Raw genomic sequence first — 26,096 nt, 5'->3', positions numbered from 1 at the left:
TCCTCAGCGACACGCACCCCATGACGTTCCGCGCGTCGGCTAGATTTTGATGCCCCCGAACTCGGGAGGTAAGGCTCGTTCCTGATTGGGTCTCGGCAGCCTTGGAGGCCGGCACGAGCCAGCGGCCGACGCATACTGCTGGGGGGCGGGGTTACATGAAAGCGTCGGCCGCCAGCTCTGGGCGGGGCGCGTCATTTGACGCTGGGGTAGACTAGGGGCTTTGGCCGCCCCTTCAATTACGATGCCCTGATATGGTGAATAAGAGCTTACTATCCACAGCTGTGCGGCCGGTCCGACAGGCTGCACAGGTCAACGCAAGCGTCCAGGAGCATCACGATCTTCTTCGGCCCCTCGCCGGGAAGCCGAATGAACGCGGAAATATCTCAGCGCGGACCTCTCGCTTCCGAGGACCGGGGTCGCGTCGTTCATTACTGTTGCTCTCAAAATGGGGAGAGCCGACGAAGCCTTCTCGTGCTCGCTCAGCTCTCGACCCGCCGATGGATTCACAAATGACCACCGGCTCACCAGCGACCCCAACATCCGACGACGGCCATTGTTCCGGCTATTGCCTACACTGATCATCTGCAGTGCTTGAAGAGCGGCCGGTAGGAATGTTTTCGAGCCCGTCCAGGTCGAGACGCCGCCGGTCAGCGACGACTGGTTGCACGAGATCAAATACGACGGCTACCGAACCCAGCTGATCCTCGACTGGGCCGGTGCGCGCGCCCTCTCTCGAAACGGGCATGACTGGTCGGCTCGCTATTTGGCCTGTTGTCGCCGCGGCTGAAAAGCTGCGGGCCGAGTCCTTCATTCTTGACGGGAAGATGATCGCGCCGGAGCCGGACGGCCCCCGAACTTCCAGGCCATGCACTCGCGCATGACTTGGAACGCCAAGCTGCTTGCATTTGTCGCCTTCGACATCCTGCACCTCGACGGCCAGGATCTTCGTTCGGTGCCGCTGGTCGAGCGTAAGGCCAAGCTCTGGAATCTGGTGAAGCCCGCCAGGGACGTCATCCAATACAGCGACCATGTTGAGGGCGGCGGCGCCGCCTTCTTCGAAGCAGTCGAGAATATGGGCCTTGAGGGCATCTCGAAGCGACGCGACCGAAGCGGGAGGGTGGAGTCTGGGTCAAAACCAAATGTTGGGATGTCGGCGACTTCGAGCTTTTGGGCATCAAGCGAGAGTCCGGGAAGCCCGCTGCGGCGATCATGGCGCGCGGTGGCCGCTATGCCGGAACGGCTGCCGTGACGCTGCCCAGCGGGCTCAGGGATGTGGAGTGGGTGAAGCCTGGCATCACCGGCCGGGTAAGATTCCTTCGCGGTGAGCACACGCTGCGTCATGCGACACTGCAGGATTTCGAGGAAGGAACCTAGCCTGCCTGCGACGAAAACGCGAAGCTTGGGGACAATACAACCTGAGCCCGCTTGAATATGTCACCAGGTTGCGAAAGTGTCGCTCGCCCCGTTAACAAAGGTGATCGATGAACCGCAGGGAAAACGCACGGCCTTTTGTGCCGACCGAAATCCATGTCGGCACCGTATATGACGACCAAGGCGCTCTCGGCCTCCTGTCGATACAGACGACCGAGGGTATCCTGGACATCGCGCTCGACAGACAAGCCGCAGAGGCCATCGTAAGCGCCATCGGCTCCATACGATCCAAGCTGGAAACCGCCTGACAGCTAGAAAAGAAAGCCCGGTTGCGAGCCGGGCTGAAGGTCTTTTGAGGAGCCGGATGGGATATTCGGCATCGCTAATGTAGAGCCCAATCATGACGTTTGGATGAACCCGGTTTGGCTGAGACGGCAAACAGATGCCCGTCACCCCAGGCAACGGGCTTGCATGAGACGAGACCTTAAGGTAGCGGCCAGATTTTCCTTAGCATGAGCGCGCGGGCTTTGAAATTTCTGGACCGATGGATGGCCGAACATCTGCCAAACGTGAGCGCCGGCGACCCAGGGAACATTGCCGATCTTGTCGTTGAACTCCTGGCTTCTGCCGCGCGTCAGGGAATTGCGCCCAAAGAGATATACGAGGAGGTCGAAAGCGTGTTTCACCTTCTGGGCGAAGCGATGCAGCACCGTGGGGGCGGTTTGTCCGGCTGAGACTCAACAGCCGCCACCCCGGGCTACGACGGGATGGCGGGCAACTATCCACCCTCGCACGCCGCCGAACGAAGGGAGGATGCTCGCCGGCTCCAGCAAATGAAGCAGTAAGGCGAAGGTTTTAAGCCGGCACGGCATTCAGAACTCTCAACTGGCATGCGATTTTCAATTCGGCGGCACGGGTCGTTCTCGCATCTACCCGTGCCGTCTGAAAGCTTGGAGCCCGCTCGTCCCCTCAAACGAGCGGGCTCTTGCATGCGACGGATTTCGAGAAAGGACCCTAAGGTAGCGGCCAGATTTTCCTCAGCATGAGCGCGCAGGCTTTGAAATTTCTGGACCGATGGATGGCAGAACATCTGCGAAACGTGAGCACCGAAGACCCAGGGGGCCATTGCCGATCCCTTGTCGTTGAACTCCTGGTACTGCCGGGCGTCAGGGCATCGCGCCCAAAGAGATATATGAGCAGGTCGACAGCGTGTTTCAGCTTCTGAGCGAAGCGATGGCGCGCCGGGGCGGCGGCTTGGCCGGCAACGTCGGCGAACAGATGTCCGCTGGACCTTCAATCATCTCTAAATGACGGCGCGCTTCTGCCTCGCCAAATGACCGGCCAACTTCCAGCAAGGGGGTTTGATGGGTTGTCGCCCATGGGCGGTGCTCCAGTTTATTAGCGGAAAGGCATGAGACCGTGGCCGACAAAAAAATAGGCAATGGCGGAAACGGGTTTGAGATCACGATGGTCGCTGTCATCGTTGCGGCTGCGATGGGCCTGATCCTGGTCGCAGCTACGGGAATGCACTGAACCGCCGTCGAGGAAGCCGTTTCAGCTGTGGAACCAACGGGTCAGCCGGAAAGACTTGCGTTGCTGTTGGAACATGCGCGCGGGCAAGCTGTTTTAGATTTCGGCGGCACGGTTCGTCCCCGGTATCCGAGCCGCCTGCATAGGAGCAACGCCCGTTCGACTCCCAAGGCGAGCGGGCTTTTGCGTCTGCCCCGAGATTTCACGGCGAGCTGGGGCGCCTAGATGGCGGGTGGCGGCCCTGTAGGTGTGCGGCCACCGGGCCTTGGTCGGCAGGGCCGATTGGGAACGCCATGCCATTTCCCGGCCTCCAGAACGATCAGGACGTAGCTAACGTCATTGCTTACCTGAAACAGTTTTCTAAATAAGCGGGCCCTTCCAGGCTCGTCGATGGCACCGGCTCGCCCCAACCGAAGGTGAGTCAGCGGTGCCCGACGCCAGTCGCAGCCAAGCCCGCCCACGTAGTGACGATGCGCATGACGCGGGCGGCGTTGCCGATCACATCAGCTGGGCGCTTCTAACCTTTAGGCCAGGTCGGCACCGACATTTTTCTCCCGTGCGCTCTTACAGAGATCATCTAATTTGTCGCGGACCCGATCATTATCAAGCAGTAGCTTGGCGCGCAGGAAACCTTTGCTACGAAGCTCCCGTTCGATGGCTTGCCACCCTTCAAAGTCGCCCGATGCGGCAAGTTTCCCAGCCTCGCGCCACATGCGCACGTCACTCTGTTGAGACACGCGATTCGTTCTGCCGCCGCGGGGCGACGCTCTGTTATTTAGAGCCGGGAGGACCGAGATGGACATGGTTCTTGTCGCCCCATCCGTTGCCCGGGCGTGTTCCTCCCGATTTGGCAATCGCCTTGGAGTTCAGGCTTGTCCCGAGCAACATTGTAATGGCTGGAGGGGTCACCGCAGCAAAGCGCCCCGCCTTCTTCAAAAAATCCCGGCGCGCCTCGCCCTCTGAAACAAGCTTTTCGGCTCTCGTTTCCGTTGGTCTTGTGCTCTCGTTTGGCATGTTAGCACTCCTTCCCAGAAATGACTTAGTCGCTGCATGCAAAGCAAGTAGTTCCCCAAAAGGCGTATACATCGCGCCCATCTCCGGATGAGGGAGATCGGTGAGCTGAGGCCCTGATGCAGCGCTCACCAAATTTGCAAAAAAGGAAAAAACAGCCGCTGCTTCAGAGGGCAGCGGGTGTCGAATTTGGCAACAATGACTGGCGACAAGGGAAGAATCGCCTGTCCGGAAGCCAATGCGACAGCGGGGCTATATGTTTCACGATATGGACCAATGCGCGCGGCGACGGGACTTCAGTCGCAGCGGAGTATCTCGCAGGAATGTCGCGGCGACATTCTGGAAAACCGAGCCTGACGACAGAATTGTGAGCAGGTTTGGGCGCATGGTCTTGCCCGGTGCCATAATTTCCGGCACGACGGAGCGCTGGAAGGCCGTTCACGTTATAAGACTATGGAAACCCCACCTCCAGACGGTTCCCGTCGAGAACATCGCCCGCGCGTGCTGAAGGGCGGAACGATCATCACGGGTTTCCAAAACTCGGAAATCAGCTGCTCTCTACGCAATCAGCATTCCCAAGGAGCCGAGCTGAGGTTGGCCGCGGACATTCAGATTCCAGCACGCTTTCTGCTCTACGTTCCCGTCGACGGCGTCGCCTACAGGACTGTCGTTCGATGGCGAAAGAATGAGCGGGTGGGCGTCGAATTCGAGGGTACCGAGCCAAAGCCGAAGTTCCATTACGGGTGAAAGCCGAGGGCAGCACGCCGTATAGCCTGCCAATGCTCGCCAGGAACTTCAGCGGTCTTTACAAGTTCTCCCAGGGAAGTCCCGCACACATTGGGTGAAAGATGGCCGAGTTGGCTTTCGCTTTTGTGTATTATTCAGGGCTCACCGGCCATGACATGGTGGGCGGCGTCGCGTCGTTAATCGCCGGCCTGGTTCTCCATAATGATTGCGCGAGGATAGGCCAAGCCGTTAAAGCTCCTTGCCGCCCCACGGGTCTCCTAGGGGTGCGGTTTGCCTGCCGCCGCCGCCACGTTCTATTGTCGGGGTCGCGAGTCCGATGCTGAGCTTCAGAGCGGGCAACTGATGGGCTCCCTTCAAGACGAAAGACGATCCCCGCGCCCTCCAGGGCCCGGCGTATGGCGGCAACATTGCGGGGATTCGGTGTTCTAAACCCGTTCTCGAATTCGCTGATCGTCGCTTCGCTGAGATTGGCCTTGGCGGCGAGCCGCACTCGCGACCAGTTCAATAGAGCTCGTGCGGCCTTAATTGTTGCCCTGAGAGTATTTCACGGCTGTCCATAGGCGTGGAACATTCAATGTGGCTAAAATGTTCCGGCCGAATGCTCTGTGTGCTTCCCGGCTAAGAATCCTCCCCTGGCGACCGTTCACAACGGAAATTCGGTGACCCGCGAGGTCGTACTGCGCTTCAAGAAATTCGAAAGAGGGGATGTGCTTCGGACCTCAGTCCGACGCTAATTGACTCGAAGCTACTTTTATCAGGTGTATCCTCTTCCGTTGTTGGGTGTCGGGGTAGAGGGTGAACGATGCGTGGAAGCGAGCATAATGCTGTCCCGCTCAGGACAGCGGTATACGGAATAGTCGAACCAGCCGAGGTCAGCATTCTTGCAAAGGCGGTGAGTGACTACTGCTCAAGTCACAAGATTGAACGCGTGGATGAGCGCGAAAACGTCGCGATCAAAGTCATGTGCTTGTTCGGACGCGGTGTGACTGACGCTGACCAGCTATTGGTAGAGCTCCAAAGGGTAGGCTAGGGCAACCTGGCCCTACTGGGCGCGCCCGGCCGCCAAATCCTGTGTCACCATGATAGCGGCCGGGGCGCCTGGACGGCTTCATCATTTTGCGAAGTCTGTCCGCAACGGCGGCTCTTCGACGCCGAACTCGTGCACGCTGGCGTTTCTTTCGTCGACGACGCGAAACCAGCGCTGGTGATCAGTCCGGGCAGAAATTTGGCCCCCAGTGACGGCTTTCACCGCGCTCAGCGCGTCGGCAGCACGGGTCACGTGTCTCGCGAGGACAGTTTCACCGGCCATCTCTTCGACATGAAATTGTGGCATGCTCGGCTCCGGCTTTCTGGAGCAACCGTGCCCGGTCGGGAAGGTTCCAGCCAGGCTCACGAAAATGTGACAGCGGGCTCGGAAGGCTGGCCAAGGAGACTCAATGCTGGCAGACGCGCGTCCGTTCCATTAGGAACTGCAAATATGCTAACCCAGGAAGCCGCCTGGGAACGCTCCGTTCGGACACAGCGTTCCCGCGTGAAGGGGAGATCGCGAGTTCCTGCGAGATCGGTATGTGCAACGATTACGAGCAGCACATCGCTTGGACCGAATACTGCCGCATGATGGGGTCGCTCGCCTTGCAGACTTCCAGCCATCAGAGTGAACTCGACCTGCCGCAAGCTGATGACATCCGCATCAACGACCCGGCGCCAATAATGCGCGTTGCCGGCGATGCAGTCGAGCTGGCCTCGATGACATTCGGCTTCCCACCGGCCGGTCCCAAAGGCGGGCCGGTTTTCAATTTCCGCTCCGAGGGCCGACAGTTTGGCAACAGCAAGCGCTGCCTGGTTCCCGCTTCCGCATTCTTCGAATTCACGGGAACGAAATATCCGAAAGCGAAACACCGCTTCACCTTCAATGGCGCGCCGTTCATGGCAATTGCCGGTCTCTGGCGCGAGGCAGCCGGCAACAAGCCGCCCAGCTTTACGATGCTGACGACGGATCCTGGGCCGGACGTCGCACCGTATCACAATCGTCAGGTCGTGATCCTTCAGCCGGAGAAGTGGTCCGCCTGGCTGAATCTGACTAAATCGGAACGTGAGCTGCTGCGGCCGCTTCCAGCCGGGTCTCTTTCAGTTGAGATGGTTCGACCAGAGTCACACTGACCATTCTGCTACAGCAATTAGCCTGCCAATACCCCGATGGAAGCTTTGGTTCCCGGTAGCTCCTGTGTCCACCGCTGGGTTGATAGGGCCGCCCACCCGCCACGCCGCGGTCACCTAAGGAAGCTTGCCCTCGGGAGTTTTCGCGGCCACCAGCTCAAGACTCTTTAAGCTCTTCCTCCAGGCCCCGTCCGAGCCGGACGATCGGGCCAGGAATCGAATGACCGTATTAGTGCCCTCTGTGACCTGCGTCTCGGCAGAAACCTCAAGCCTCCTTGTGAGCCGGTCGATAGCAGTCGCGACAGGTGTTCGCATCAGCAGTCGCGACAGATGTTCGCATCGCAAGGCGTAAGACTCTTTCAGCAAGTCAAGGAACCTCAACGCGTGCCTGCTCGGCAGCCTCTTGTTTCTTAGGCGGGCATCCGCTCGTGCTGACGCGCGATATGCCGTTCGCCGTCGCGAACGTGCCGTCGCGCCATGCTGATATGCTCGTGGAGAAGCATCGCCGAAAACATGAAGGGCGCCCTCGCCATTCCATGTATCGATCATAATGCGCGAATCTCAAAAGTGAGTGCGAACCTGCCTCTAGCCGCTCACGATGCAACAGGCGGCAGTCCGTTCGATCTTGTTCGGATGATGCCACCCGAATGATGACAGGGAATCCGATAAATGGAGACAAAGGACGGCAGCAATACTCCGTGTTTCCTGAGCGCAGTCCGCCACAACATGCGCAACCGAGAGTCGGCCAGACGCGCGCCCTTATTACCAAGAGTGCCAGGCGGATCGAGCAATCCAGGAAGCTCCTCTCACTTACAGCAGCAGCGCATACAAAGCCGGCCAGATGAAATTGTGCCACCGCCCCCCGGTAGTTGGGCGAGCATCGCGGCAGCCAATCAGCGTGCGACCCGAATGGTCTGGCGCCCGGTTGACTCCGGCGTGTGGAGTTGCACCTGGTTACGGCCCGTTTGCTTGGCCAGATACAGCGCTGCGTCGGCGTGACGCTGTAGCTGCTCCGGTGAGATGGCCTCGTCCGCGCTCTGAACCGCTACTCCAATGCTGAGGGTAACGCGGCGAACGCGAGAGCCTGGGTTAGGAATGGCTGCGGCCTCAATGCTCTTTCGAATGCGTTCGGCCACCGAGGTCGCCTCTTCCTCGGTCACCCCAGGCAATAGCACGAGGAACTCTTCGCCGCCGTAGCGGGCCAGGAGATCGTGATCGCGCCTGACGTTTTCCTGGATAATCCTGGCGACCTCGACCAGACAGCGGTCGCCTTCGGCATGGCCGAGGTGATCGTTGAGCTTCTTGAAGTGGTCGATGTCGCACATGAGCATTGCGGCACCGTCCAGGCAGCGTTTGTCGCTTCCCCAGATGCGGCCGAGCGTTTCCGTCATCCAGCGCCGGTTGGCGATGCCGGTGAGCGGATCGGTCCTTGCCAATGTTTCCAACCGATGGTTCGCTTTGGCCAGTTCGGCAACCCGTCGGCGATCGCGAAGCTCAAACAGGAAAGTCTTCTGAGCCAGAATTGTCATGATGCGTCGCGCGGCGACGGTTGCGAAGATACCACTGGCGAAGAACAGTGTCGCAGCCACGGCGCTCCCCAAGCCGATCGGCGGGGTTCTGCAGCTGAAACACAAGATACAGCCCGAGCGCCAGCCCGGCGATGGCGACCGTCCACGCCAGCGGGATACCGAAGATGATGATGGCGGTAATGGCAACGAACAGCATGACATTCAATTGCCGTTCATAGAACTCGCCACCAGCGTTTACGCCGACCAACGCGATGGATAGCAGGATGAGGAACATGCCCGCAATCAGGGAGGTTCCTTGCAGCCAGGCAGCGTCCGGTTTTCGCCACGCGAAAACAACGGCCACTGCCACGGGCGGGACGATGGCGCCAGGCAGCAGCATGGAGTGCGCGACAGACCTTGGCAGCATCAGCATGTTGAGCGCCAGGGTCAGCACGTCAAGCAAGGCCACCCAGGTCATCCAGGCGCGAATGATTTTCGCCGTTTGCGGCCAGACGCGTGCCCGAAAGCGGTTCTTTATCTCACCTTTTAGGCGGATGTCGCGCGTGCGGCGCGCCAGAAGCCGGTCGACTTCGGCGGCGAGGGCAGGGTTATCATGCCCCTCGAGATGCATCGGATCTGACACGGCCGCTAAGCTCTAGAATGCTTCCTCGTCGAACTCGTCTGACCCATTTGGTCGCTAAGAACCCGCTAGCATGCCTGGTTATGATGAAGATTTGATTTCCAGCGGGCGATCGCATGGCAACCAGCTCCTGAGCATCTGCTCATGCTTTCTTCGCAAAGGCCCACACCATTATCGGGTATTCCTCGTCGTTGCTAAGATCCCGCCATACGCCATAGGCCCGCACCGGCCCGCCGATATGCGCCCTGGCACAGGCCTTGTTGCCCCAGCCGAAGACCTGCACATGCTCTTCCGCAAAGCCGCCCTCGATCATGACCTGCTTTAGCCCTGCCGGCGTCCAGCGGTTGTAGTCGTGCGGGCGTGCGTGCACCCTGAAAAGAAAAGGCGTCGCGACCATTGCCCAGCCGCCCTGTTTGGTCATTGCATGGATGTTGGCGGCGGCCGCGAGCGGCCGCTGCACGTGCTCGAGCACCTGGTCCGCAATTACAATGGAAAATTGCTCGTCGGTGCGGTCGCGGCAGATGTCGAACTCGGGGAAATCCACCGAGCGGTAGTTCGGGCACATCGCCCGCCAGTAGCGGTTCCAGCCGGGTGAGATTTCGATCACGTCGCGGGATTTGCGGTTGGCCGCTTCGAGGAAGGCCGTGAAAGCCTCGATCTGGCGAATGCGCAGCCAGTTGCGGGAATCATACCCGATCAGCCGTTTCACCGCGCGTTTGCCACGGTCCTTCAGCGCGCCGGCAAGGCTCGTCGTCATTTCGACCTCCTCTGCAGCCCGCCGCAAATGGTGCTACATCGCAAAGAGTACAAAAGAATGACGCGAGCGAACGCAGCGATTCCCTTCATCGCAGGCTGACGATGAGGTGCCAGCGCCTGGTTGCGATATCTGCGCGGGAGCTAGTCCACACTTGTCGTTCGTCAGCTTGGGGGTATGGTTGCAACGTTGGGACAGACTGGGGACGCGAGTTTGCCTCGTCGATCGGCACGAGCCCATCTGCTTGGACTAATCGCGGCGGCCGTGTTGCCGGTCTGGCTGTTTGCTGCCTATTTGTTCGTCGCCTACGCCCTGCATGAGCAGTCTCGTATCGAGCAGGAGGCGCTTTGGATTGCTCGTCAGGTGTCGCTGGTCGTTGATGGCGAGCTCGCAAACATCAAGACCCTTCTGGAAGGGCTTTCCAAGTCGCCTGCTCTCGCCAATGATGATCTGCAGGCTTTCGGCACCGAGGCGAGCCGCCTCGTCCAGGGTACGGATCAGGTAATCACGCTGCGTGATCTCGGTGGCCGCGCCTTGGCAAGCACTCAATCCGTCAAGGCCTCCGAGCCTTCGGTCGAACCGCTGACGCCCGAGGAGCGCGAGCACCTGGATCTTGCTGGCGTGCTGGTCAGCAACGTGTTCGCCGCGCCGGGATCGAACGCATACCGCATCGCAGTCACCAAACAAGTTTCGGGCTCGAAAGGCCAGCCGCTGCTGCTTTCGATGTCGGTCCCGACGGAACGCATTCGCCTTGCTATGCTGCCCGCCGTGCCAGCAGGGTGGACGGTGGGTGTTGGTGATCGTGAGCGCAATTACGTTGCGAGATCGAAGCTGCACGATCAGTGGACCGGCAGGCCGGGTCTGCCCGAATATGTGAATAAGATCGTCGGGCGCTCCGGTACTTTCCGGTCCGGCAATTTCGAAGGCACCACGCTGCTGGCCGGGTACTACCGATCGCCATATTCCGACTGGTTCTACACGGCCAATGTTCCCCTTTCGGAGGTTCAGGCGCCTCTCTGGTGGTCGCTCGCACAAATTGGTGCAACAGGCCTCACAGCGCTGCTTGTTTCGCTGGCTCTGGGCTACGTGGTCGGCACAAGGTTCACAAAGGCCACAGTGGACCTCGCCGCGCGCGCCGATGCGCTCGGCTCTGGAAGCGAGGTCGAACCCCTGTCGACGTCAGTCGCCGAGTTCGACTCGGTTTCCCAGGCGATGATCAAAGCCGGGCGCGCAATCGCGGAACGCACGCGCGAGTTGGAAACCGTTCTGGATACGGCGCCGGTGGCGGTCTGGTTCACCTATGATCCGCAAGCGCGACAGGTGATCCGCAACCGGTTCGCGGCGGAACTGATGGGCCTGTCGACGGAGTCCCGGAGATCCTTTGGGACGCCCGACCTGGTGATCGATACGCTGGCCTACAAGAACGGCCAACCGGTCAGCCGGGAGGATCGCCCGCTGAGCAGGGCGATGCGCGGCGAGGAAACCCACAGCGAAGAATTCGCCTACAAGCTGCCATCGGGGGAGCAACGGTACCTGCTTTCCAGCGCGCGGCCTATCCGCAGCGCGGAAGGCTCAATTATCGGCGCGGTGCAGATCAGCCTCGACGTTTCCGAACGCAAGCGCGGCGAGGAGCAACGTCAACTGCTGGTCAAGGAACTGAACCATCGGGTCAAGAACACCTTGGCTGTGGTTCAGGCGATAGCGGGGCAGACCATCCGCAACGCCACCAGCCTTGCCCAGGCGGGAGCGGCACTTTCCAGCCGGCTGATCTCACTGGCCAAGGCGCACGATCTCCTTACTCGGGAGAACTGGAGCGGCGCCGATCTCCAAATCCTCATTGCCGCCTCGATCGAGCCCCACGCGCCGCTTGCCCGGTTCGATCTCAGGGGCGAGCGGGTCTGGCTGCCTCCCAATATAGCGCTCTCCTTCGCGCTTGCCCTTCATGAGCTCACGACCAACGCCATCAAATATGGAGCACTGTCGAATTCGACAGGATCGATCTCGATTTCATGGAAGGTCGAGGAAGGTGAGACGAGCCGGGTCCTTGAACTGGATTGGCATGAGAAAGGTGGCCCGCCCGTCGCTCGTGGCAAGCGTGGGTTCGGCACGGAGCTGCTGCACAGGATATTCGAGTATGAGGGCGGCGGCGTTACCTTGAACTACGAACAGTTAGGGCTGCATTGCGCTTTTCGGGTGGGCCTGCTTCCTGGAAGGGAGACTCTCCCAACGGGGACCGGCGCCCTGCCGGCTGATCTCCCCAGGTAAGGAGATCAGCCGATCGGGCGATATCAATAATCGCCGCGGTAATACCGATCGTCGCACGGCGCGGTGTAGATGCGGCCGTAGCGGTCCTGATAGCGGCAGAGCTGCTCGCCGCGGCGCTGCGGGGTGGTGGCGCTGCCGACGACGGCGCCGAGCAGCGCGCCGCTTGCCGCACCAATGACGGTCGACTTGGTGTTGCCGCCGATCGCCTGGCCGACCAGCGCGCCGCCGGCGCCGCCGATCAGCGCGCCGGTGGTTGCTCGCTGCTGACCCTCGGTTTGGGTCTCGCATCCGGCAAGTGCCGCGGTCATCAGCACGGCCACGAAAACCTTCTTGATCATCTCCAGAACTCCTTCAAAGCCCCAAAGACCAACTAAAACAGGGGCGTACCTGGCCGAAGTGGGCTCGCATTGCGGCGGAACGGCGGCGGAGCCTGCTCACGAAATGAGTCAAGGTTTCCCGGCGGTTGAAGGCCATGGTTGCCAAACAGGAAAGTTAGCTCGGCGACGGTAAACAGCGGCGGTCAGTGAATCTTCAACTGCACCAATGGCCGTATTCACGAAAAAGCCGTCGGCCCTAGATCACTAAATCATCGGGGCACGACGGCGAAGACAATGGGCAAGGTTAGAGCGGCCCGCGACACTCCTGCAGGGAGGCGCAGGGTTCGCGCTGCCCAATACCTGCGCATGTCGACGGAATACCAGACTTACTCGATCGAAAACCAGAGGGACGCCATCCGCGACTATGCGGATATCATGGGCTACGACATCGTCGCCACCTACGAGGACGCGGGTCGCAGTGGTCTTAACCTCGAAGGCCGCCCTGGCCTTCAGCAACTGCTCGCCGATGTAGAAAGCGGGAGTGCCGATTTCGACACCGTCGTGGTGTACGATGTCAGCCGATGGGGACGCTTCCAGAATATCGATGAGAGCGCCGCTTACGAGTACCGATGCCAGATGGCTGGCGTGCGGATCGAATTTTGCGCCGAACAGTTCGCCAACGACGGCAGCATCGGATCTGATGTGCTCAAGGCGATCAAGCGCAGCATGGCTGCGGAGCACAGCAGAATGCTGTCGCAGAAAGTTTTCATTGGCCAGGCGAGGCTAATCCGGATGGGTTTTCGACAGGGCGGAAAGGCAGGGTTTGGCCTGCGCCGCCTGCTCGTCGATCAAAACGGGCATCCCAAAGGCATCCTCTCGTCCTACCAGTACAAGAACCTGCAAACGGATCGTATCGTTCTGGTCCACGGGCCGCCCGACGAGGTCGCGACGGTGAGATGGATTTTCAACCACTTTGTCAAAACTCGAAAGTCACAGCTGGAGATCGCCAGAACGCTCAACAGGCGTGGCGTGCTGACCGACCTGGGGCGCCCGTGGACGCGGGAATGTGTCCACTCGCTGCTGACCAACGAGAACTACATTGGCAACAGCGTTTGGAACAGGGGCTCGACCAGGCTCAAAAGCCATCGGTTCCACAATCCTCCCGAACAATGGCTTCGGGTGGAAAACGTCCTAGAGCCGATCGTAAACCGCAAGCTATTCAGACGCGCGCAGACTTTGCTCAAGACCATCCACCGCCATATGTCCGATCAGGAGATGTTGGACGCCTTGAAGGCGCTGCTGGCACGCCGGGGTGCGCTATCCACCTTCATCATCGACGACGCGCCCGATTGCCCGCCGGCCCAACGATACGCGTGGCGTTTTGGAACCCTCGTCAAGGCCTATGAACTAATCGGATACGAGGCGCCCAAGAATTGCCGCTACATCCATGTGAATCGACGACTGGACACGGTGAAACTTGAGGTGATTCAGGATTTTTTGGCCGCAGTTGAAAAGCGAGGCGCGGTTGCGGCCCATGAGGCGGAGACAGGCCTCCTGCGGATCAACGAGGAGATAAGCGTGGCGATCGCAATAGGACGCTGCAGGGTTTCCCACTTCGGTTATCCACGATGGTTTTCGAAGGCTGATCGGCAGCCGCTGCCGGATATTTTTGTCCTGATCCGGATGAATCCCGGCGACCTCACCATTCGAGACTACCTGATTGCTCCCGCGCATGAGGTCGCCGGTAAACGTGATCTGCATGCCAACAACGGAGCGCGGCTGGATTCCTATGTGTTTCCCACATTGATGCCGCTGGTCGCGTTGGCGGAGCGGGCAGCGATCGAAAGCGCAACATGAGGCCAAAGCGGCTGAGCCGAGAAGCTGCCTACCAGGTACTCCTCAACAGCGACCGCCGACATGCGGGGGAGTTGGCCTCTGATCGGCTACGCCCGAAGATGCGCCGTTCCACTCCCGAGCTCCTCAGGCTTTACGACGCCGAGTGCAGACGCAAGCGTGGTTTCATCGAAGAGGTGGAAGAGCTCGACGAGCGCTTGGACAGGATCACGGTGGCGGTTCGCCTGATAACAGGCGACAGGCAGTTCCGCGTGCTGTTGTTATCCGAAGGCCTTGCTACGATGCCAAATACATTGGCGCGGAGAATCAGCGGCTCGCCGCCCGCACAGACCTCAACGCATACCGCCTCCGCGGAGGCCAATCCGATTTCGGCCGGCGAGATCTGCCCGGAGGTCCTCAGTCTGCTGCGAAACTGCACCGGGCCGGCAGGGCTTTTCGCATTGCTGCGGCTGGTGCTTCCGGTCAGGCAAATAGAGATTGCACGCTTGATGATTGCCAGGGGTCCGGTCAGCCTCAACTACGTGAAGTTGCTCGTCGCTCTCACGCCACCGTCGCTCCTAATTAAAGATATCCGTCCGCAAGATGAGATCGCCAGTCTTTCCAAAGACCGGAGGGCAGAAATGGAGTCCGAGTTGGCCAGGCTTAGCCGCGCATTCCTAAATGCGCTGGACCGGCGTGGACCAGCGAGCCTGGAACTCGTCGCTGCCAGCCGCTATTTTGACCGGCTGATGGATAATTCCAAGGTGGTGCGATTTCTGGCACGCAATTTCCCTGGCCGTTTTGAGGAGTTTCACAACTTGGCGGGGATCGTCCTCAGATAGCCGCGATGATCGCAGGCAGAGGCGAGTCTCGCGACCAGATCCCAGCTCATTCCAGCAGCTAAGGCTCGGCATGGGTTCCAGTCGAGTAGATGCGTTTGCCTGGTTAGATCCGACGCATCTGGCATCACGTGCTCTACTTTGCCAGTTGGTCAGAAGATCGGTTCGCACCGGCAATTAGGTCCCAAGCTTACGACCTGCTGAAAAACACTGGTTGGCAAATCACTACTCCCCCCGAACAGGCATTTCCATTGATATTAGCCTGGTCGCGTTTCGGAACCGCAACTCGGCTGTAAATGGCCCATTTGGTGATCCACAGCACGCGTCGCAGTTTTGTTCTGCGCGGCCAGCCAACGATCCCTTGGCTTGCGACGTTCAGCCCGCACTAGCCGCGCTACTGTTGAGAGACATCGGTCCAAGGCCTCGTCCTGAGGTAGGCACTTTACCTTGACACCAACGATATCGTCCCACGCGTTGGTGGTGATGTTCTCTCGCCTTCTGCTGCTCCTTGAGGGGAGGAAATACCGAGTTGAGATGTTACCCTTTGTGGTCGGCGTGTTGGGGGGACCGCAATCGATAGGCCGCCGTCCTACTGCGCACCAGGTCCGCAAGCCGGATCGGAAAGCAATGGCCCTTCAATAAGTGAGCTGCACTTCGTCTGAATAGAGGTACTCCATTGCATAGCCGAGCAGCGTTTGGATGCGCAGCATAGGAGGGAACGAACAAGCTCGCCGCGACTTCGTTACTGTGGGTGCGCGACATGCGGTTCCACCACGACGCATGGGTAACGGGGCGATGACCACGTGGCTCCGGACGTACCTCCGAAACGGGTCCAAAAACGTCGGCTGCGGCCGAAATCCAGAAGGGCTCGCGGCGCTGACGCTGCGCAAGTGCGACGGAGACGCTCATGACGATGACCCGGAGAACATTCGTCCAGGGCTCGGTCGCGGGAGCAACTGCCGCCATGATGCCGACGGTCGCGCTCAGTCAGCCTACCGCGCCGGCGACGCGGCCCATCCCATCATCCGGCGAGATGATCCCGGTTGTCGGACTCGGTACCTGGATCACGTTCAATGTCGGCGACGATCCGGTACTCAACGGGGAATGCGCCGACGTGATGGCTGCCTTCTTCGAGGCGGGCGGGCGAATGATCGATTGCTCGCCCATGTACGGCTCGTCCCAGCCCGTCATCGGCCGCGGCCTCGAAAGGCTCGGCCGGCCTGGCGCGCTTTTTTCGGCGGAGAAGGTCTGGACATCCTCCAGCGCAAGTGGAAGCGCGCAGATCGAGCAGTCGCGCCGCCACTGGGGCGTGCAGCACTTCGACCTCGTTCAGGTCCACAATCTTGTAGCCTGGGAGGCGCATCTTCAAACGCTGTTCAAGATGAAGGCGGCAGGCGAGATCCGCTATGTCGGCATCACTACCTCGGAGGGGCGCCGGCATGATCTCTTCGAAGAGATCATGCGCGGGCAGCCACTCGACTTCGTGCAACTCACTTACAACATCATCGACCGCGAGGCGGAGGAGCGGCTGTTGCCGCTTGCGGCCGATCGGGGGATTGCCGTGATCGTGAACCGTCCCTTCAAGCAGGGTGCGCTGACGCGACGGCTCGAAGGCGAGCCGTTGCCCGGATGGACGAACGACATCGGCGCCTCGACCTGGGCGCAGTTCATATTGAAGTTCATCCTTTCGCATCCTGCCGTCACCGTCGTCATCCCCGCCACGACCCGCGTCGACCATGTGCGCGAGAACGTGGCTGCGGCCGCGGGACTGCTCCCCGATGCTGCAATGCGCGAGCGGATGGCAGCCCACATCCGCGATCCCTGATGTCTGAATGGTTGAGCTATTGGCCGGAGGATTTTCTCCTCTTCTCCCCGCGCGTCTACTGGCGCCTGTTCGAGATGCATAACGCCGCGCTTTGGCCGATGCAGGTCCTAGCGCTCGCTTCCGGCCTCGGCATGGTCGTCCTCGTCCATCGGCGGCCTTTTGGCTACGAGCGGTGGATCGCGCTCATATTCGCCCTGATCTGGACCTTCGTCGGATGGTCCTTCCTGTGGTACCGTTATGCGACGATCAACTGGGCGATCGGGTATGTCGCGCCGCTTTTCGCATTCCAGGCGATCCTGCTGCTGATCATCGGCACAATATTCAACGGTCTGACCTTCGACCAGCGCGGCATCGTCGGCTGCACCGGGCTCCTCCTCGCGGCTTTCGGCCTTGTCGGCTATCCGCTCATCCCGCAGGTCCTTGGACGTCGCTGGTCCGGTGCGGAAATCTTCGGCATCGCGCCCGACCCAACCGTCATCGCAACGCTCGGTGTCCTGCTATTAGCGCGCGGGCGGCTTTTGTTCCTGCTCATGCCGATCCCGCTGCTGTGGTTGCTGCTCAGCGGCTTGACGCTGCAGACCATGGGGGAAGTGCAGGGCTGGCTGCCGCTTCTGGCGTTCGCTGCGGGACTCGCCGCCATCGGCTTCAAGCGGCGATTAGGCGCACCGCGCGGATTAGACTAGGCGTCTCGAAGCCACGCCGGCGGGCTTACGCACCAGATCGGGGCGGATCTCCCGTATGAGTGAGGAAGAAGCGAAGCTGACACGATGCTGTTCGTCGTCGGCACGGGAACACTGTCGTCCTGCTGCTCGATCTTGAACCGGCGCAGGTCGTCGGTTGTCGCTGTATCCGGCGACCGGCCGAGGAACGTCGCCAAGCGTCCGATCTCGCGGAGATAGTTGCGCTGCGTCTCCCGTATGAAACGCCGCATGTTCATGTCGTCGATCAGCCGCTGACGCAGCGGACTGATTGGTGCATCGAGAACAGGATAGGTCATGGTCGGGCTCCTTGTTAAAGAAGCCCGTGATGCTCTGCCGCTGCCGAACCCGCTCAATGCGGGCGCAACGATCGGTTCCTGATCTCTACCTCAACCGCTCGCGCCCTCCCGCGAAGCGGGTTCGTTCTTCGGCCCAAGTCGGACATTCGCTCCATGATTCACACGCGCAGGAGGCACAGCGTAGCTGGCGCGCCTGAACATTGACATCCTTCGCCCCGCTGACAGCAGCTTCGGGACCCGAATGCCTCGCGAACTATACGGACAGATCCCATCCTCCGGTTCTGCTATAACCATTGAGTTTAAGCATGCACCTATCTGGAGCCGTGACGGTACTTTCGAGGCCGGCCATGGCGCGCGGTCGAGCGCCACAAAATGCAAAAACCGGCCGACTGAGGCGGATAGTTGCTGAAACCTCAAAAATTTTTTTGCGACGATTTTCTCTTCAAAATCAAAAGCGTAACTTTTTGACAGTCTTCATGTCGGAATTGGCAGAACGTCAAAACAAATTTGACAATAATTTCAGTGAGTTATGTGGTACTTAAACAATAGAGTGGGAATGATTCAGGCCTATCCAAACGCCGCTGAAATTGCGCTAGAGTTCGATCTAAGTCACTGAGATAAAAAGTAGTTTTGGCCGGCAATTTTCGCCGGTTATCGGTGTGCGTCGTTTGGAGCTGCCGTACCGGTTGCCGGACCTCACCCACATTGCCACGATGATTTTTGACAGTACCGTCACGTCACAGAGGGCTTCTGACCGTACCTTTTTCCACGCCAAGAAGCTGAAAACTAAAGGTAAATTCTGCAAATCAGCCCTCAAAACCTGATGACGGTACTTTAAGCTTCCGCGAAGTTCGGCCATCAGGCGATTACGTTCAATGGCTCGCCATAGCTACCATTTACAAGGTCCACGAGCCCTGGACGGGAGCAAGGCGGAACAATCCGATTGCCGGTGAGTTTTCAAGATGAAGGGCGCATCTGTTTCGGAGGAAGACTGGGATGAAACGCGTCCTTGCCCAAAATGCGGTACGGCTGATGCTGGGCGGCGTAACCGCCTGTCTGCTTATGGTCGTTGATATCCCCAACCCGATTGCACCATTCTCGCTAGTGTCGCAGGCAAGGGCCGCCACCGAGGTTTCGATCAGCACATTCTACGAAGACCTGTCGTCCCATGGCGATTGGGTCTCGTATCATGGAGCGACCGTTTTCGTGCCAGTTGATGTACCTGACGATTGGCGCCCGTATACCTTGGGCCATTGGGTCTATACAGAGGAGTATGGCTGGCTCTGGGTATCCGACGAGCCATTCGGCTGGGCGACGTACCATTACGGCCGGTGGGGCTATGCCGACGATATCGGCTGGTACTGGGTTCCGGGCACTCGCTGGGCGCCAGCATGGGTGACTTGGCGTCGTGACAGGGAGCACATCATTTGGGCTCCGCTGCCGCCGCGCCGTGATCCGGACTTGATTTCAATCGAGGTAACCTTCGACACGACGCCGGATTATTACTGGGTTGTGGTCCCTAGCCGCGAATTCCTTGCTGCCGACGTTTCTGTCGCTGTTATCCGTGATAGGTCCGAGTTTGTGCGGATTGTCGAGGCGGCCCAGCCGGCCGGCGACGTGACCATCCAGAACAACGTGGTGGTCAACAAAGTCATTGATGTTGATGTGATCGAAAAGGAGACGGACCAGAATGTGACTGCCGTCAAGGTCAGCAAGACCGACGCGCCCGAGCAGTCCGGCAAATTGGAAAATGACACGGTCGCGGTCTTCGAAGGTGAGGTGAAAGCCGACCCCAAGGCAAAACCAGCTAAGCTAAAGGACATCGAGCAGGTGAAGCAGGTTCAGGCTGGCCGGAAATCGAAGCCGACCGAAGGCGCAAGGGCCGATGGGGCGGAGCCGGAAGAGACCGCCAAGCCTGAGCAGCCCGCCGCCGAGCAGCAGCAGGCCGAGCCGGAACAGGCCGCCAAGCCTGAGAAGCCGAAGGGCAAGAAGCAGCCCGCCGCCGAGCAGGAGCAGGCCGAGCCGGAACAGGCGGCCAAGCCCAAGCCACGGAGCCAAAAAAAGGCGTGCGATCCGCAGACTGACGCGAACTGCTAAGCGGCCGCGAAGGAAAGTGGCGAGGGTTCGCAGCTTTGCGCCCATTGCCTGTGGGCGATCAGCCGCTGACGCCGCGGACTGATTTGTACATCAACAACAGGATAGGTCATGGCGGGCTCCTTGTTGAAGGAGCCTGTGATGCTCTGCCGCGTGCGGGCGCAACGACCGGTTCATAATCTCTACCTCGACCGCTCGCGCCTCCCGCGCAGCGTGTTCGTTCTACGGCCCCAGAAGCCGTCTTGGATAGCTCTACACGGCGCTTTCGACCTTTCTGCCTCGCAACAGCTGCCGTGGGCCACTCTTCGCGCCCAGTCAGGGGCCTGGAGCCCGAATAATCTTAGTCAAACCGGTAAGGTCGCGTTGAGCGTCGATACCGTAGGATTGCAACATGACACCGCGCACGCGACGTATTCTGGGCAAAGCAATTGTCGTGACGATTATTGCAATCGTAGCGACGTTCGCTCTGTCGTTTACGGCAAGACTCGCTCTGCAGATGCCGATTGATTGGCTGAGTTGGGTGGAATGCACCTTCATTCCCATCCTGATCGGGATGCCCGTCGCTTCCTATATCTTCTCCCAGGCCGAGACCATTCAGGACACGTGCGACAAGTTGGAGAAGTCATATGCGGCCCTGAGAGAGACGCATCACAGGCTGACCTTCGTGACCGGTCACGATCAGATGACGGGACTCCTTAGCCGCGGTGAATTCATTGGGCGAATGGAAAGACAGCGCGATGAGGGTGAATGCGACACGCTCCTCCTTATCGATCCGGATCACTTCTCCTTAATCAACGACAGGCACGGACATTCCAAAGGTGACGAGACCTTGGTCAGGATCGCGAAGGCGCTCGTCTATGTAACGCGGCCGGGCGACTCGATCGGTCGCCTTGGCGGAGAAGAATTTGGAGTTCTGCTGCGAGATATCCGCAAAGAGCAGGCTATAGTCATCGCCGAGAACATGCGCCGTCAAATCGAAGGGATTCCTTGGATCAAGGAACGGCGAGACGATGTGAAGGTGACCGTCAGCATCGGGGGCGCCGAAATCGGTCGTAACGCCCATGCTGAGGACGTTCTTCGTGCTGCGGGCCGATGTCTGTTTGAAGCGAAACGACGTGGACGCAATCGTGTGTCGTTCGAATGTGAACTGGGTAGTGTCGAAGTCTCGAAAATCCGCCGCTTATAATCGAGCCGTTGTCGGACTAGGCGATCCCCTTTTCCGTACTGTCGCTCAAAAATCCCGGTCGTTCACAATCTGTAGCTTGTCGTTGGCCTCTATCAACTTCAGGCCAAACCATCAGGACTGACGGGCCGGCTGTCCGTCCGCTCAAGTTGTGACCGTGAGCCCGCACCGCCGTGACAGGATACTCAACCCCGGATTTTGATAGCCAGCATCAATTCTGCGCTGTCGGCCGTGGGGAAGCCTGCGCAAGCGGCCAAGGGCGAGCCCATTCCCGCAGTTAACCCGAAGAGGTCCGTGTTTCCCGACCACATAATCTGCTTGGAGGACGGAAGAAGTTCAAGTCGCTCAAGCGGCATCTCAACGTCCACTACGGGCTGAGCCCTGAGGACTATCGAACCAAATGGGTTTGACGCGGGATTATCCGATGGTGGCACCGAACTATGCAGCTCAACGGTCTGCGCTCGCGAAGTCATCGGGCCTCGGCCGTAAGGCCGTTGCGAAACACGCCTCTAAGCCAGCCGCCAAGAAGCCTGCGAGTCGGCCGCCGAAGTCCTGAAGTATTCCACCGCAACGCCGTCTCCACGGAGGTATGGCCTTGACCCAGCCGTCATGATGGTGACGCAAATTAGAAGGCGGATCGGGTGGGACCCGGTCGATATTCCCAAGACGCTCTGCGCGGCCTTCGACCGGGCTTTGTTTTGGAGCTTTGATCGGATCGAGCCAATGGCGCGACTACGGCGTCGGCTGCATCCCGTGTAGCGCGATATCCAGGATACCTTCGGTCGTACAGATCGAGAGAATCCCTAGCCCCACTATTGTCCACGACTGTGCTAACGCGGATCTCGCTCGGCGCGAAAGGCGATGCCTTTCCATGGTGCGATCCAAGTGTGTGTACTGCGAGGAGCGAAACCCGGCGAAAGGTTTAAGCCGCCTTAGGTTGTCATGATCTCACCTTGCGACGGGCCGGCAAATAGAAGGTTTGCCCTTTTCAGAAGCGAGCCCGCAACACTTGAGCAGTGCTGCTATCAAGTAATCGACTGCCATGTCAGTTTAGGTGACACGACAGACTTAGGGTGACGAGATAAGCTAGCAAACCGATACTCGTCATGGCCTCGACCTTCCACAATAGTGCTTACCTGCGTAGGGCGCAAACTCGGTCCCGAAGAGAAACTCAAATCCAAACTGACCGATACAAACTGGAGCATGATGCAATATCCCCTTGCTGGAAAATTTCGGCCGCGGTTAACGAGCGCAAATGGGAGAATGGCGATACGTCCGGGTTATCAGACGCGCAAAACGACTACGCCAATCGGAACTAAGCGCGGCACCTGGCGGGGAGGGCGCAACTCTACCAGCCTAACCGGAGGGCGTTGAGAGACACGTCAACACGGTGCAGGAGCAATATACGCGCTTGCTACGGAAACGGAGCCTTGAGTCCCAACTCGCCGTGGGGAACGCCAGCCGTCAGATCCGGTCGGCGTTCCTAATTTCCGAGTGACTGAAGACGACAGCGCCGTTGTCCTTACGCACTTCAACGGTCACAATTCCATCATCTCCCTTTCGGGTTTGGAACATGGACGTCGCGTAGTCTTTCGCGGTTTTCTCGGCATCGAAGGTCACCTTGTCGACAATGCCCTGTCGTCCATACCATATGACGGTGTAGGCCACGGGTTTCCTCTATTCATTCCCCAAAGCTCGTAACCAATGCTTCTAAGATAGCCGCCCCGGAAGCCAGCGATCAAGCCGAACTTTCCTCGCCGCACCAGACAGACCACTGTGCGCCGATATCCCCTGCCTGCATAGACCGAGTTGGGAGTTAGATGGAATTAGAACGCCTTCAGACCGTAATAGAGGGATTGTGCGGGGATTGCCCCCTATGGCCGAAGGCGTGGCGCCCCTTGAGCCCTGAGCCTCAGCCTTCGGCTTGCCACGAAACAGCGGCCCGGCCATGACGTTCTAGATCACCGTGCGCCACGGGCAGCGCCTCGGTCCGGAACACGAAGCCGATGCGCGGATCGATACCCTTGACAGGCGCGTCAATACGCGGACCGGGCCGGCAGGCCGGTGACGAGGTTGAGCGTCGTCGACTTGCCGCAGCCGGTCGGGCCGACGACGGCGACGAACTCGCCGCGCTCCACAGTCATGGTGAAATCTCGGATGGCCGTCAGCGACTTGCCGGGTGAGGGAGAGGAAGCTGCGGCTGACATGGATCAACTCGATCACCGGAGCAGTCTTTTCGACAGCCATGATGAGCAAACTCCAGTAGCCTGCGAGCGCCGCGCTGGGATCGCCGGGCCAGGAAAGGGCGCCGGCGCAGGTCGAAATCGCGCCGGGATTGTCAGCGACTTCGCGTTGTTGACGAATTCGTTGGTATAGGTCCTGAAAGGTCGATCTCGCCCTGCAGATCCTTCGAGAAGGCCGACAGCACGGTCAGAACTGTCTCCGGTCCGCCACTAAGGCATCACGCCGTCGGGGGTGAACTCGCCTTACCGGCGCAAAATAGCCGCCGCCAAGTCCTCCCGGCGGCGGGCTTTCGTTTTGGAGCGGCTGGCTGTCTAGTTTCGGTTCTGCCACTGGGTAGTCATCCGCTCAAAAACGCCGTCCCTTAGAAGCAGGAGATGGACGAGCGCAGCACCAATGTGCACTAGCGCTACTCCGCAAAACGCCCAAAAGAGCGCACTGTGCAGAGCCAGCAGCCGGGCAGTTCCAAGCCACGGAATTTTCGGAGCGAACGGGATCGGCCAATACCCGAAAAGCTTGGGTGTCGACATGAATGGCATGGGCTGATGACCAAGCCAGCCTGTGGCAATCAAGGCAAGCAGACTGCCATACAATGCGAGGTGGACAGCCACCGCGGCCGGCCGCTGAGGTTGCGGTGCCCGCGTCACCAACCTGAAAGCCATCCTGCAAAGGCACAGGGCAAAAATTGCGACGCCGAGGGAAACGTGGGTTGGCATCCATCGCATCGCTAAGGCGCCGCGCTCGTTCATCGGCCCTAGCGTGATGACGATTTGCCAAACCAGTAGCCCGACCGTCAACCAATGCAAAAGCCGCAGCGGCCATGCCCAAGTACCTAGCCGGGGATACTCATTGTTGCTGCTTGTGCTTTGCAAGCCAGTCCTTCATTTCGGCGATTTCCTTGGTCTGAGCGTCAATGACCTTTTGGGCCATTTCCTTCGTCCAGGCGTTCTTCCCGTGCGCCAATTCGGCCTTGGCCATGTCGATCGCGCCTTGGTGATGAGGGATCATTCCGCAGACGAAAGCGACGTCAATGTCCTTCATCATCATGCCAGTCATCATGTTGGTCTGCATAGCGCCCATGCCGGCCATCATGTCCTTGTGAGCTGCGTCCATTTCCTCCGTCTGCATCCCGCCACCTTGGTGGCTCATGTCGATGGCAGCCCCGTTTTTTTTACAAGCTTCAGGCAGACCGTCCTCCTGCGCCATCGCGGCAATTGTAAGACTGCCCAGTGCAAGGGTGGCTAGGGCAATACCTCTGAACGCCATTGGTGTTCTCCTTCAAGCTGATGCGCGCAGTTGGATCTTCGAAACAATGGAAGGTAGATCGTCCAAACCTCTCGTCAACGCGCGTAGCCTGTAGCCACATGTCTGGCCAATCCCTCGGACGACCAGCGGCCTACGCAACTTAAAAACGTCGCTCCAGCATTTCGGATGTCGGATCGAAAACCTGGAAGACTTCCGCCGCCAGTTCATTCCGCTGTTCCTTGTCTTTCTTGGCTAACCAGCGCTCGTCGCACAGCGATCAAATACCCGCTGGAGCTTGTCCAGGTCAGCGGGCCAGTAGACACCACTGCAACGTGACATTGACATGGCCGCCGCCCTCGGCGCGGCAGCCTACTATAGCAAGCTTTGGGCGCGCGAAAAGAATACTTGTGCCATTGTGGAACGAACGCACGGCTTATTGCTTATCAAGGGAGCGGTCGGTCCCTTCAGGGATGTAGCCGTCTAGTGGCAACCTAAAAAGCCCGTCGCTTACGCTCATTAGCTGCGACGGGCTTTCTCGTGGAACCAAATTTGGCCCAATCGCGTTGCAGGCGACTGGGGACTTTTTCCTATGGCAGCAACTAAGCAAGAGCTTATCGAGCGCGCTCGGGCACAGAAGGAATTCGTGGTGCATTTCCTCACACGGGAAACTGGCGTCACCGAAGCCCAAGCGCGCGAACTCATCGATTTGATCGGTAACAATCCGAATTCGCTGCTTCGCGAGGCGCGGCTTCTCATGCAGGGCTAGCGACCAGCTCTAGACCAGTTGATGTCCCTGCCAGTGATCTCCCGCGCGGCCTTCAACGCTTCTATTAGCTAAGCCTTACAAAATGTTAATGTCAGTCGTTGCAAGCAGGCGCATACTGTGCATCTGCCCCGGCTCGGAACGGGGTAAGAGGCCGGCTTGCTCCCCACGTCCCCCACCCACCCCGCGACAGGCCGGGTCCGCCCTGTCCTAAGCTGGGCCCGCGGCGTCTCTCCGACTTCTCTGCCTGAACGGGGTGGGGAACATCGGGACGGGTATGTGGTTATAGGCTCTGCGGCACGGTTCGTTGTCCCAGTTCTAGCCGAGCCGTCTGATGGCAGCAATGGAGCCCGCTCGACCTCCCCACGCCCCGCTGCGGCGAGAAGCGTGTCGCGCTGACCTATTCGCCTGACGCGAGCCCTTTGCGTGCTTCCGCATAGGCGGCACAGCGCTTCAAGAAGATCAAAAGAGGGGATGAGGTTCGGACGTCAGTCCGACCCGAATGGACTCGAAGCTGACTTTTATCGGGTGTATCCTCTTCTCGTTGTTGCGTATCGGGGTAGAGGGTAAACGGATGCGTGGAAGCGAGCATAATGCTGTCCCGCTCAGGGCAGCGGGATACGGAATAGTCGAACCAGCCGAGGTCAGCATTCTTGCAAAGGCGGTGACTGATCACTGCTCAAGTCACAAGATCGAACGCGTGGATGAGCGCGAAAACGTCGCGATCAAACTCATGTGCTTGTTCGGACGCGGTGTGACTGACGCTGACCAGCTAT

At 59.4% G+C, this 26,096-nt stretch carries 23 protein-coding genes and 3 pseudogenes; 14 read left to right on the top strand and 12 right to left on the bottom strand.

Annotated features, from left to right (window positions below):
* The first annotated feature begins 877 nt into the window (after positions 1-877).
* The 3 genes from CK215_RS32085 (at position 878) to CK215_RS26670 (ending at position 2,105) form a co-directional block, all read left to right on the top strand.
* Positions 878-1,249, top strand: coding sequence for a hypothetical protein (locus CK215_RS32085; protein ID WP_245418833.1), 372 nt, complete (start codon positions 878-880; stop codon positions 1,247-1,249).
* 232 nt (positions 1,250-1,481) lie between these two features.
* Positions 1,482-1,679, top strand: a complete 198-nt coding sequence (locus CK215_RS26675) for a hypothetical protein (RefSeq protein WP_095832683.1) — start codon at positions 1,482-1,484, stop codon at positions 1,677-1,679.
* Between the two features lie 240 nt (positions 1,680-1,919).
* Complete coding sequence (locus CK215_RS26670; protein ID WP_245418832.1) at positions 1,920-2,105, top strand: hypothetical protein; 186 nt, start codon at positions 1,920-1,922, stop codon at positions 2,103-2,105.
* A 480-nt stretch (positions 2,106-2,585) separates the two neighbouring features.
* On the opposite strand, the gene CK215_RS30995 is transcribed toward CK215_RS26670, so the two are convergent.
* The 3 genes from CK215_RS30995 to CK215_RS26660 form a co-directional block, all read right to left on the bottom strand.
* Positions 2,586-2,852: a hypothetical protein gene (locus CK215_RS30995; RefSeq protein WP_141245543.1), complete on the bottom strand. Its 267-nt coding sequence runs from the start codon at positions 2,850-2,852 to the stop codon at positions 2,586-2,588.
* 573 nt (positions 2,853-3,425) lie between these two features.
* Positions 3,426-3,638: a hypothetical protein gene (locus CK215_RS26665; RefSeq protein ID WP_170950407.1), complete on the bottom strand. Its 213-nt coding sequence runs from the start codon at positions 3,636-3,638 to the stop codon at positions 3,426-3,428.
* A 34-nt stretch (positions 3,639-3,672) separates the two neighbouring features.
* The gene (locus CK215_RS26660) at positions 3,673-3,915 is read right to left on the bottom strand and encodes a hypothetical protein (RefSeq protein ID WP_095832680.1); all 243 of its coding nucleotides are present in this window, start codon (positions 3,913-3,915) and stop codon (positions 3,673-3,675) included.
* A gap of 450 nt (positions 3,916-4,365) precedes the next feature.
* On the opposite strand from CK215_RS26660, the gene CK215_RS32080 reads away from it, so the two are divergent.
* Positions 4,366-4,659 (top strand): PilZ domain-containing protein, encoded by a 294-nt coding sequence (locus CK215_RS32080; protein WP_095832679.1) that lies wholly within the window; start codon positions 4,366-4,368, stop codon positions 4,657-4,659.
* Positions 4,660-4,789: 130 nt separating this feature from the next.
* On the opposite strand, the gene CK215_RS26650 is transcribed toward CK215_RS32080, so the two are convergent.
* Together CK215_RS26650 and CK215_RS26640 are read right to left on the bottom strand one after the other, a co-directional pair.
* Positions 4,790-5,149 carry a helix-turn-helix transcriptional regulator gene (locus CK215_RS26650; protein WP_245418834.1) on the bottom strand — a complete coding sequence of 120 codons (360 nt, stop codon included), beginning with the start codon at positions 5,147-5,149 and terminating at the stop codon, positions 4,790-4,792.
* Between the two features lie 621 nt (positions 5,150-5,770).
* Positions 5,771-5,992: a hypothetical protein gene (locus CK215_RS26640; protein WP_141245542.1), complete on the bottom strand. Its 222-nt coding sequence runs from the start codon at positions 5,990-5,992 to the stop codon at positions 5,771-5,773.
* Between the two features lie 233 nt (positions 5,993-6,225).
* Between CK215_RS26640 and CK215_RS26635 the strand changes: the two genes are divergently transcribed.
* A complete protein-coding gene (locus tag CK215_RS26635) occupies positions 6,226-6,819 on the top strand; it encodes an SOS response-associated peptidase family protein (protein WP_095832676.1) in 594 nt (197 codons plus the stop codon).
* 890 nt (positions 6,820-7,709) lie between these two features.
* Here the strand turns inward: CK215_RS26635 and CK215_RS26625 are convergent.
* Positions 7,710-8,955: pseudogene (locus CK215_RS26625) on the bottom strand (diguanylate cyclase).
* Positions 8,956-9,106: 151 nt separating this feature from the next.
* Positions 9,107-9,721, bottom strand: a complete 615-nt coding sequence (locus CK215_RS26620) for a methyltransferase domain-containing protein (protein WP_095832674.1) — start codon at positions 9,719-9,721, stop codon at positions 9,107-9,109.
* A 261-nt stretch (positions 9,722-9,982) separates the two neighbouring features.
* Here CK215_RS26620 and CK215_RS26615 point away from each other — a divergent pair, with 261 nt between their 5' ends.
* Positions 9,983-11,983, top strand: a complete 2,001-nt coding sequence (locus CK215_RS26615; protein ID WP_245418831.1) for an HWE histidine kinase domain-containing protein — start codon at positions 9,983-9,985, stop codon at positions 11,981-11,983.
* A gap of 23 nt (positions 11,984-12,006) precedes the next feature.
* Here the strand turns inward: CK215_RS26615 and CK215_RS26610 are convergent, their stop codons facing one another.
* On the bottom strand, positions 12,007-12,321 hold the full coding sequence (locus CK215_RS26610) for a YMGG-like glycine zipper-containing protein (protein ID WP_095832672.1): 315 nt from the start codon (positions 12,319-12,321) through the stop codon (positions 12,007-12,009).
* Between the two features lie 273 nt (positions 12,322-12,594).
* On the opposite strand from CK215_RS26610, the gene CK215_RS26605 reads away from it, so the two are divergent.
* The 4 genes from CK215_RS26605 to CK215_RS26590 all read left to right on the top strand — a co-directional run bounded on the left by CK215_RS26605 (position 12,595) and on the right by CK215_RS26590 (position 17,480).
* Positions 12,595-14,157, top strand: coding sequence for a recombinase family protein (locus tag CK215_RS26605; protein WP_095832671.1), 1,563 nt, complete (start codon positions 12,595-12,597; stop codon positions 14,155-14,157).
* On the top strand, positions 14,154-14,975 hold the full coding sequence (locus CK215_RS26600; RefSeq protein WP_245418830.1) for a plasmid partitioning protein RepB C-terminal domain-containing protein: 822 nt from the start codon (positions 14,154-14,156) through the stop codon (positions 14,973-14,975). Before CK215_RS26605 ends, CK215_RS26600 begins: the two co-directional genes overlap by 4 nt.
* Positions 14,976-15,879: 904 nt before the next feature.
* Entirely contained in the window at positions 15,880-16,797 is a 918-nt protein-coding gene (locus tag CK215_RS26595) for an aldo/keto reductase (protein ID WP_095832670.1), read from the top strand.
* A complete protein-coding gene (locus CK215_RS26590; RefSeq protein WP_095832669.1) occupies positions 16,797-17,480 on the top strand; it encodes a DUF6064 family protein in 684 nt (227 codons plus the stop codon). Before CK215_RS26595 ends, CK215_RS26590 begins: the two co-directional genes overlap by 1 nt.
* Here CK215_RS26590 and CK215_RS26585 read toward each other — a convergent pair.
* Entirely contained in the window at positions 17,477-17,794 is a 318-nt protein-coding gene (locus tag CK215_RS26585; protein WP_245418828.1) for a phage integrase N-terminal SAM-like domain-containing protein, read from the bottom strand. The genes CK215_RS26590 and CK215_RS26585 overlap by 4 nt on opposite strands.
* 996 nt (positions 17,795-18,790) lie before the next feature.
* On the opposite strand from CK215_RS26585, the gene CK215_RS26580 reads away from it, so the two are divergent.
* The 3 genes and pseudogenes from CK215_RS26580 to CK215_RS26570 all read left to right on the top strand — a co-directional run.
* The gene (locus tag CK215_RS26580; RefSeq protein ID WP_095832668.1) at positions 18,791-19,891 is read left to right on the top strand and encodes a DUF6600 domain-containing protein; all 1,101 of its coding nucleotides are present in this window, start codon (positions 18,791-18,793) and stop codon (positions 19,889-19,891) included.
* 388 nt (positions 19,892-20,279) lie between these two features.
* Positions 20,280-21,074 (top strand): GGDEF domain-containing protein, encoded by a 795-nt coding sequence (locus CK215_RS26575; RefSeq protein WP_095832667.1) that lies wholly within the window; start codon positions 20,280-20,282, stop codon positions 21,072-21,074.
* 195 nt (positions 21,075-21,269) lie between these two features.
* Positions 21,270-21,627 (top strand): annotated as a pseudogene (locus CK215_RS26570) (MucR family transcriptional regulator); the annotation flags it as partial.
* A gap of 908 nt (positions 21,628-22,535) precedes the next feature.
* On the opposite strand, the gene CK215_RS26565 reads toward CK215_RS26570, so the two are convergent.
* From CK215_RS26565 to CK215_RS26550, 3 genes and pseudogenes are all read right to left on the bottom strand, one after another.
* Entirely contained in the window at positions 22,536-22,739 is a 204-nt protein-coding gene (locus CK215_RS26565) for a hypothetical protein (protein ID WP_095832666.1), read from the bottom strand.
* Positions 22,740-23,030: 291 nt separating this feature from the next.
* Positions 23,031-23,318, bottom strand: a pseudogene (locus CK215_RS26560) (ATP-binding cassette domain-containing protein); the annotation flags it as partial.
* A gap of 840 nt (positions 23,319-24,158) precedes the next feature.
* The gene (locus CK215_RS26550; protein ID WP_095832664.1) at positions 24,159-24,578 is read right to left on the bottom strand and encodes a DUF305 domain-containing protein; all 420 of its coding nucleotides are present in this window, start codon (positions 24,576-24,578) and stop codon (positions 24,159-24,161) included.
* 568 nt (positions 24,579-25,146) lie between these two features.
* Here CK215_RS26550 and CK215_RS31480 point away from each other — a divergent pair.
* Entirely contained in the window at positions 25,147-25,323 is a 177-nt protein-coding gene (locus CK215_RS31480) for a hypothetical protein (protein WP_170950403.1), read from the top strand.
* The last annotated feature ends 773 nt before the right edge of the window (positions 25,324-26,096 follow it).

The sequence above is a fragment of the Mesorhizobium sp. WSM3864 genome (genome assembly GCF_002294955.1).
Taxonomy (GTDB): domain Bacteria; phylum Pseudomonadota; class Alphaproteobacteria; order Rhizobiales; family Rhizobiaceae; genus Mesorhizobium.
Note: the sequence above shows the minus strand (reverse complement) of the source record. Positions and strands in the feature narration are given on the sequence as shown.

Coding starts and splice junctions, on each gene's coding strand:
- CK215_RS32085 (WP_245418833.1), top strand. CDS start 878: ATGACTTGGAACGCCAAGCTGCTTGCATTTGTCGCCTTCGACATCCTG.
- CK215_RS26675 (WP_095832683.1), top strand. CDS start 1,482: ATGAACCGCAGGGAAAACGCACGGCCTTTTGTGCCGACCGAAATCCAT.
- CK215_RS26670 (WP_245418832.1), top strand. CDS start 1,920: ATGGCCGAACATCTGCCAAACGTGAGCGCCGGCGACCCAGGGAACATT.
- CK215_RS30995 (WP_141245543.1), bottom strand. CDS start 2,852: ATGACAGCGACCATCGTGATCTCAAACCCGTTTCCGCCATTGCCTATT.
- CK215_RS26660 (WP_095832680.1), bottom strand. CDS start 3,915: ATGCCAAACGAGAGCACAAGACCAACGGAAACGAGAGCCGAAAAGCTT.
- CK215_RS32080 (WP_095832679.1), top strand. CDS start 4,366: ATGGAAACCCCACCTCCAGACGGTTCCCGTCGAGAACATCGCCCGCGC.
- CK215_RS26640 (WP_141245542.1), bottom strand. CDS start 5,992: ATGCCACAATTTCATGTCGAAGAGATGGCCGGTGAAACTGTCCTCGCG.
- CK215_RS26635 (WP_095832676.1), top strand. CDS start 6,226: ATGTGCAACGATTACGAGCAGCACATCGCTTGGACCGAATACTGCCGC.
- CK215_RS26620 (WP_095832674.1), bottom strand. CDS start 9,721: ATGACGACGAGCCTTGCCGGCGCGCTGAAGGACCGTGGCAAACGCGCG.
- CK215_RS26610 (WP_095832672.1), bottom strand. CDS start 12,321: ATGATCAAGAAGGTTTTCGTGGCCGTGCTGATGACCGCGGCACTTGCC.
- CK215_RS26605 (WP_095832671.1), top strand. CDS start 12,595: ATGGGCAAGGTTAGAGCGGCCCGCGACACTCCTGCAGGGAGGCGCAGG.
- CK215_RS26600 (WP_245418830.1), top strand. CDS start 14,154: ATGAGGCCAAAGCGGCTGAGCCGAGAAGCTGCCTACCAGGTACTCCTC.
- CK215_RS26595 (WP_095832670.1), top strand. CDS start 15,880: ATGACGATGACCCGGAGAACATTCGTCCAGGGCTCGGTCGCGGGAGCA.
- CK215_RS26590 (WP_095832669.1), top strand. CDS start 16,797: ATGTCTGAATGGTTGAGCTATTGGCCGGAGGATTTTCTCCTCTTCTCC.
- CK215_RS26585 (WP_245418828.1), bottom strand. CDS start 17,794: ATGACCTATCCTGTTCTCGATGCACCAATCAGTCCGCTGCGTCAGCGG.
- CK215_RS26580 (WP_095832668.1), top strand. CDS start 18,791: ATGAAACGCGTCCTTGCCCAAAATGCGGTACGGCTGATGCTGGGCGGC.
- CK215_RS26575 (WP_095832667.1), top strand. CDS start 20,280: ATGACACCGCGCACGCGACGTATTCTGGGCAAAGCAATTGTCGTGACG.
- CK215_RS26550 (WP_095832664.1), bottom strand. CDS start 24,578: ATGGCGTTCAGAGGTATTGCCCTAGCCACCCTTGCACTGGGCAGTCTT.
- CK215_RS31480 (WP_170950403.1), top strand. CDS start 25,147: ATGGCAGCAACTAAGCAAGAGCTTATCGAGCGCGCTCGGGCACAGAAG.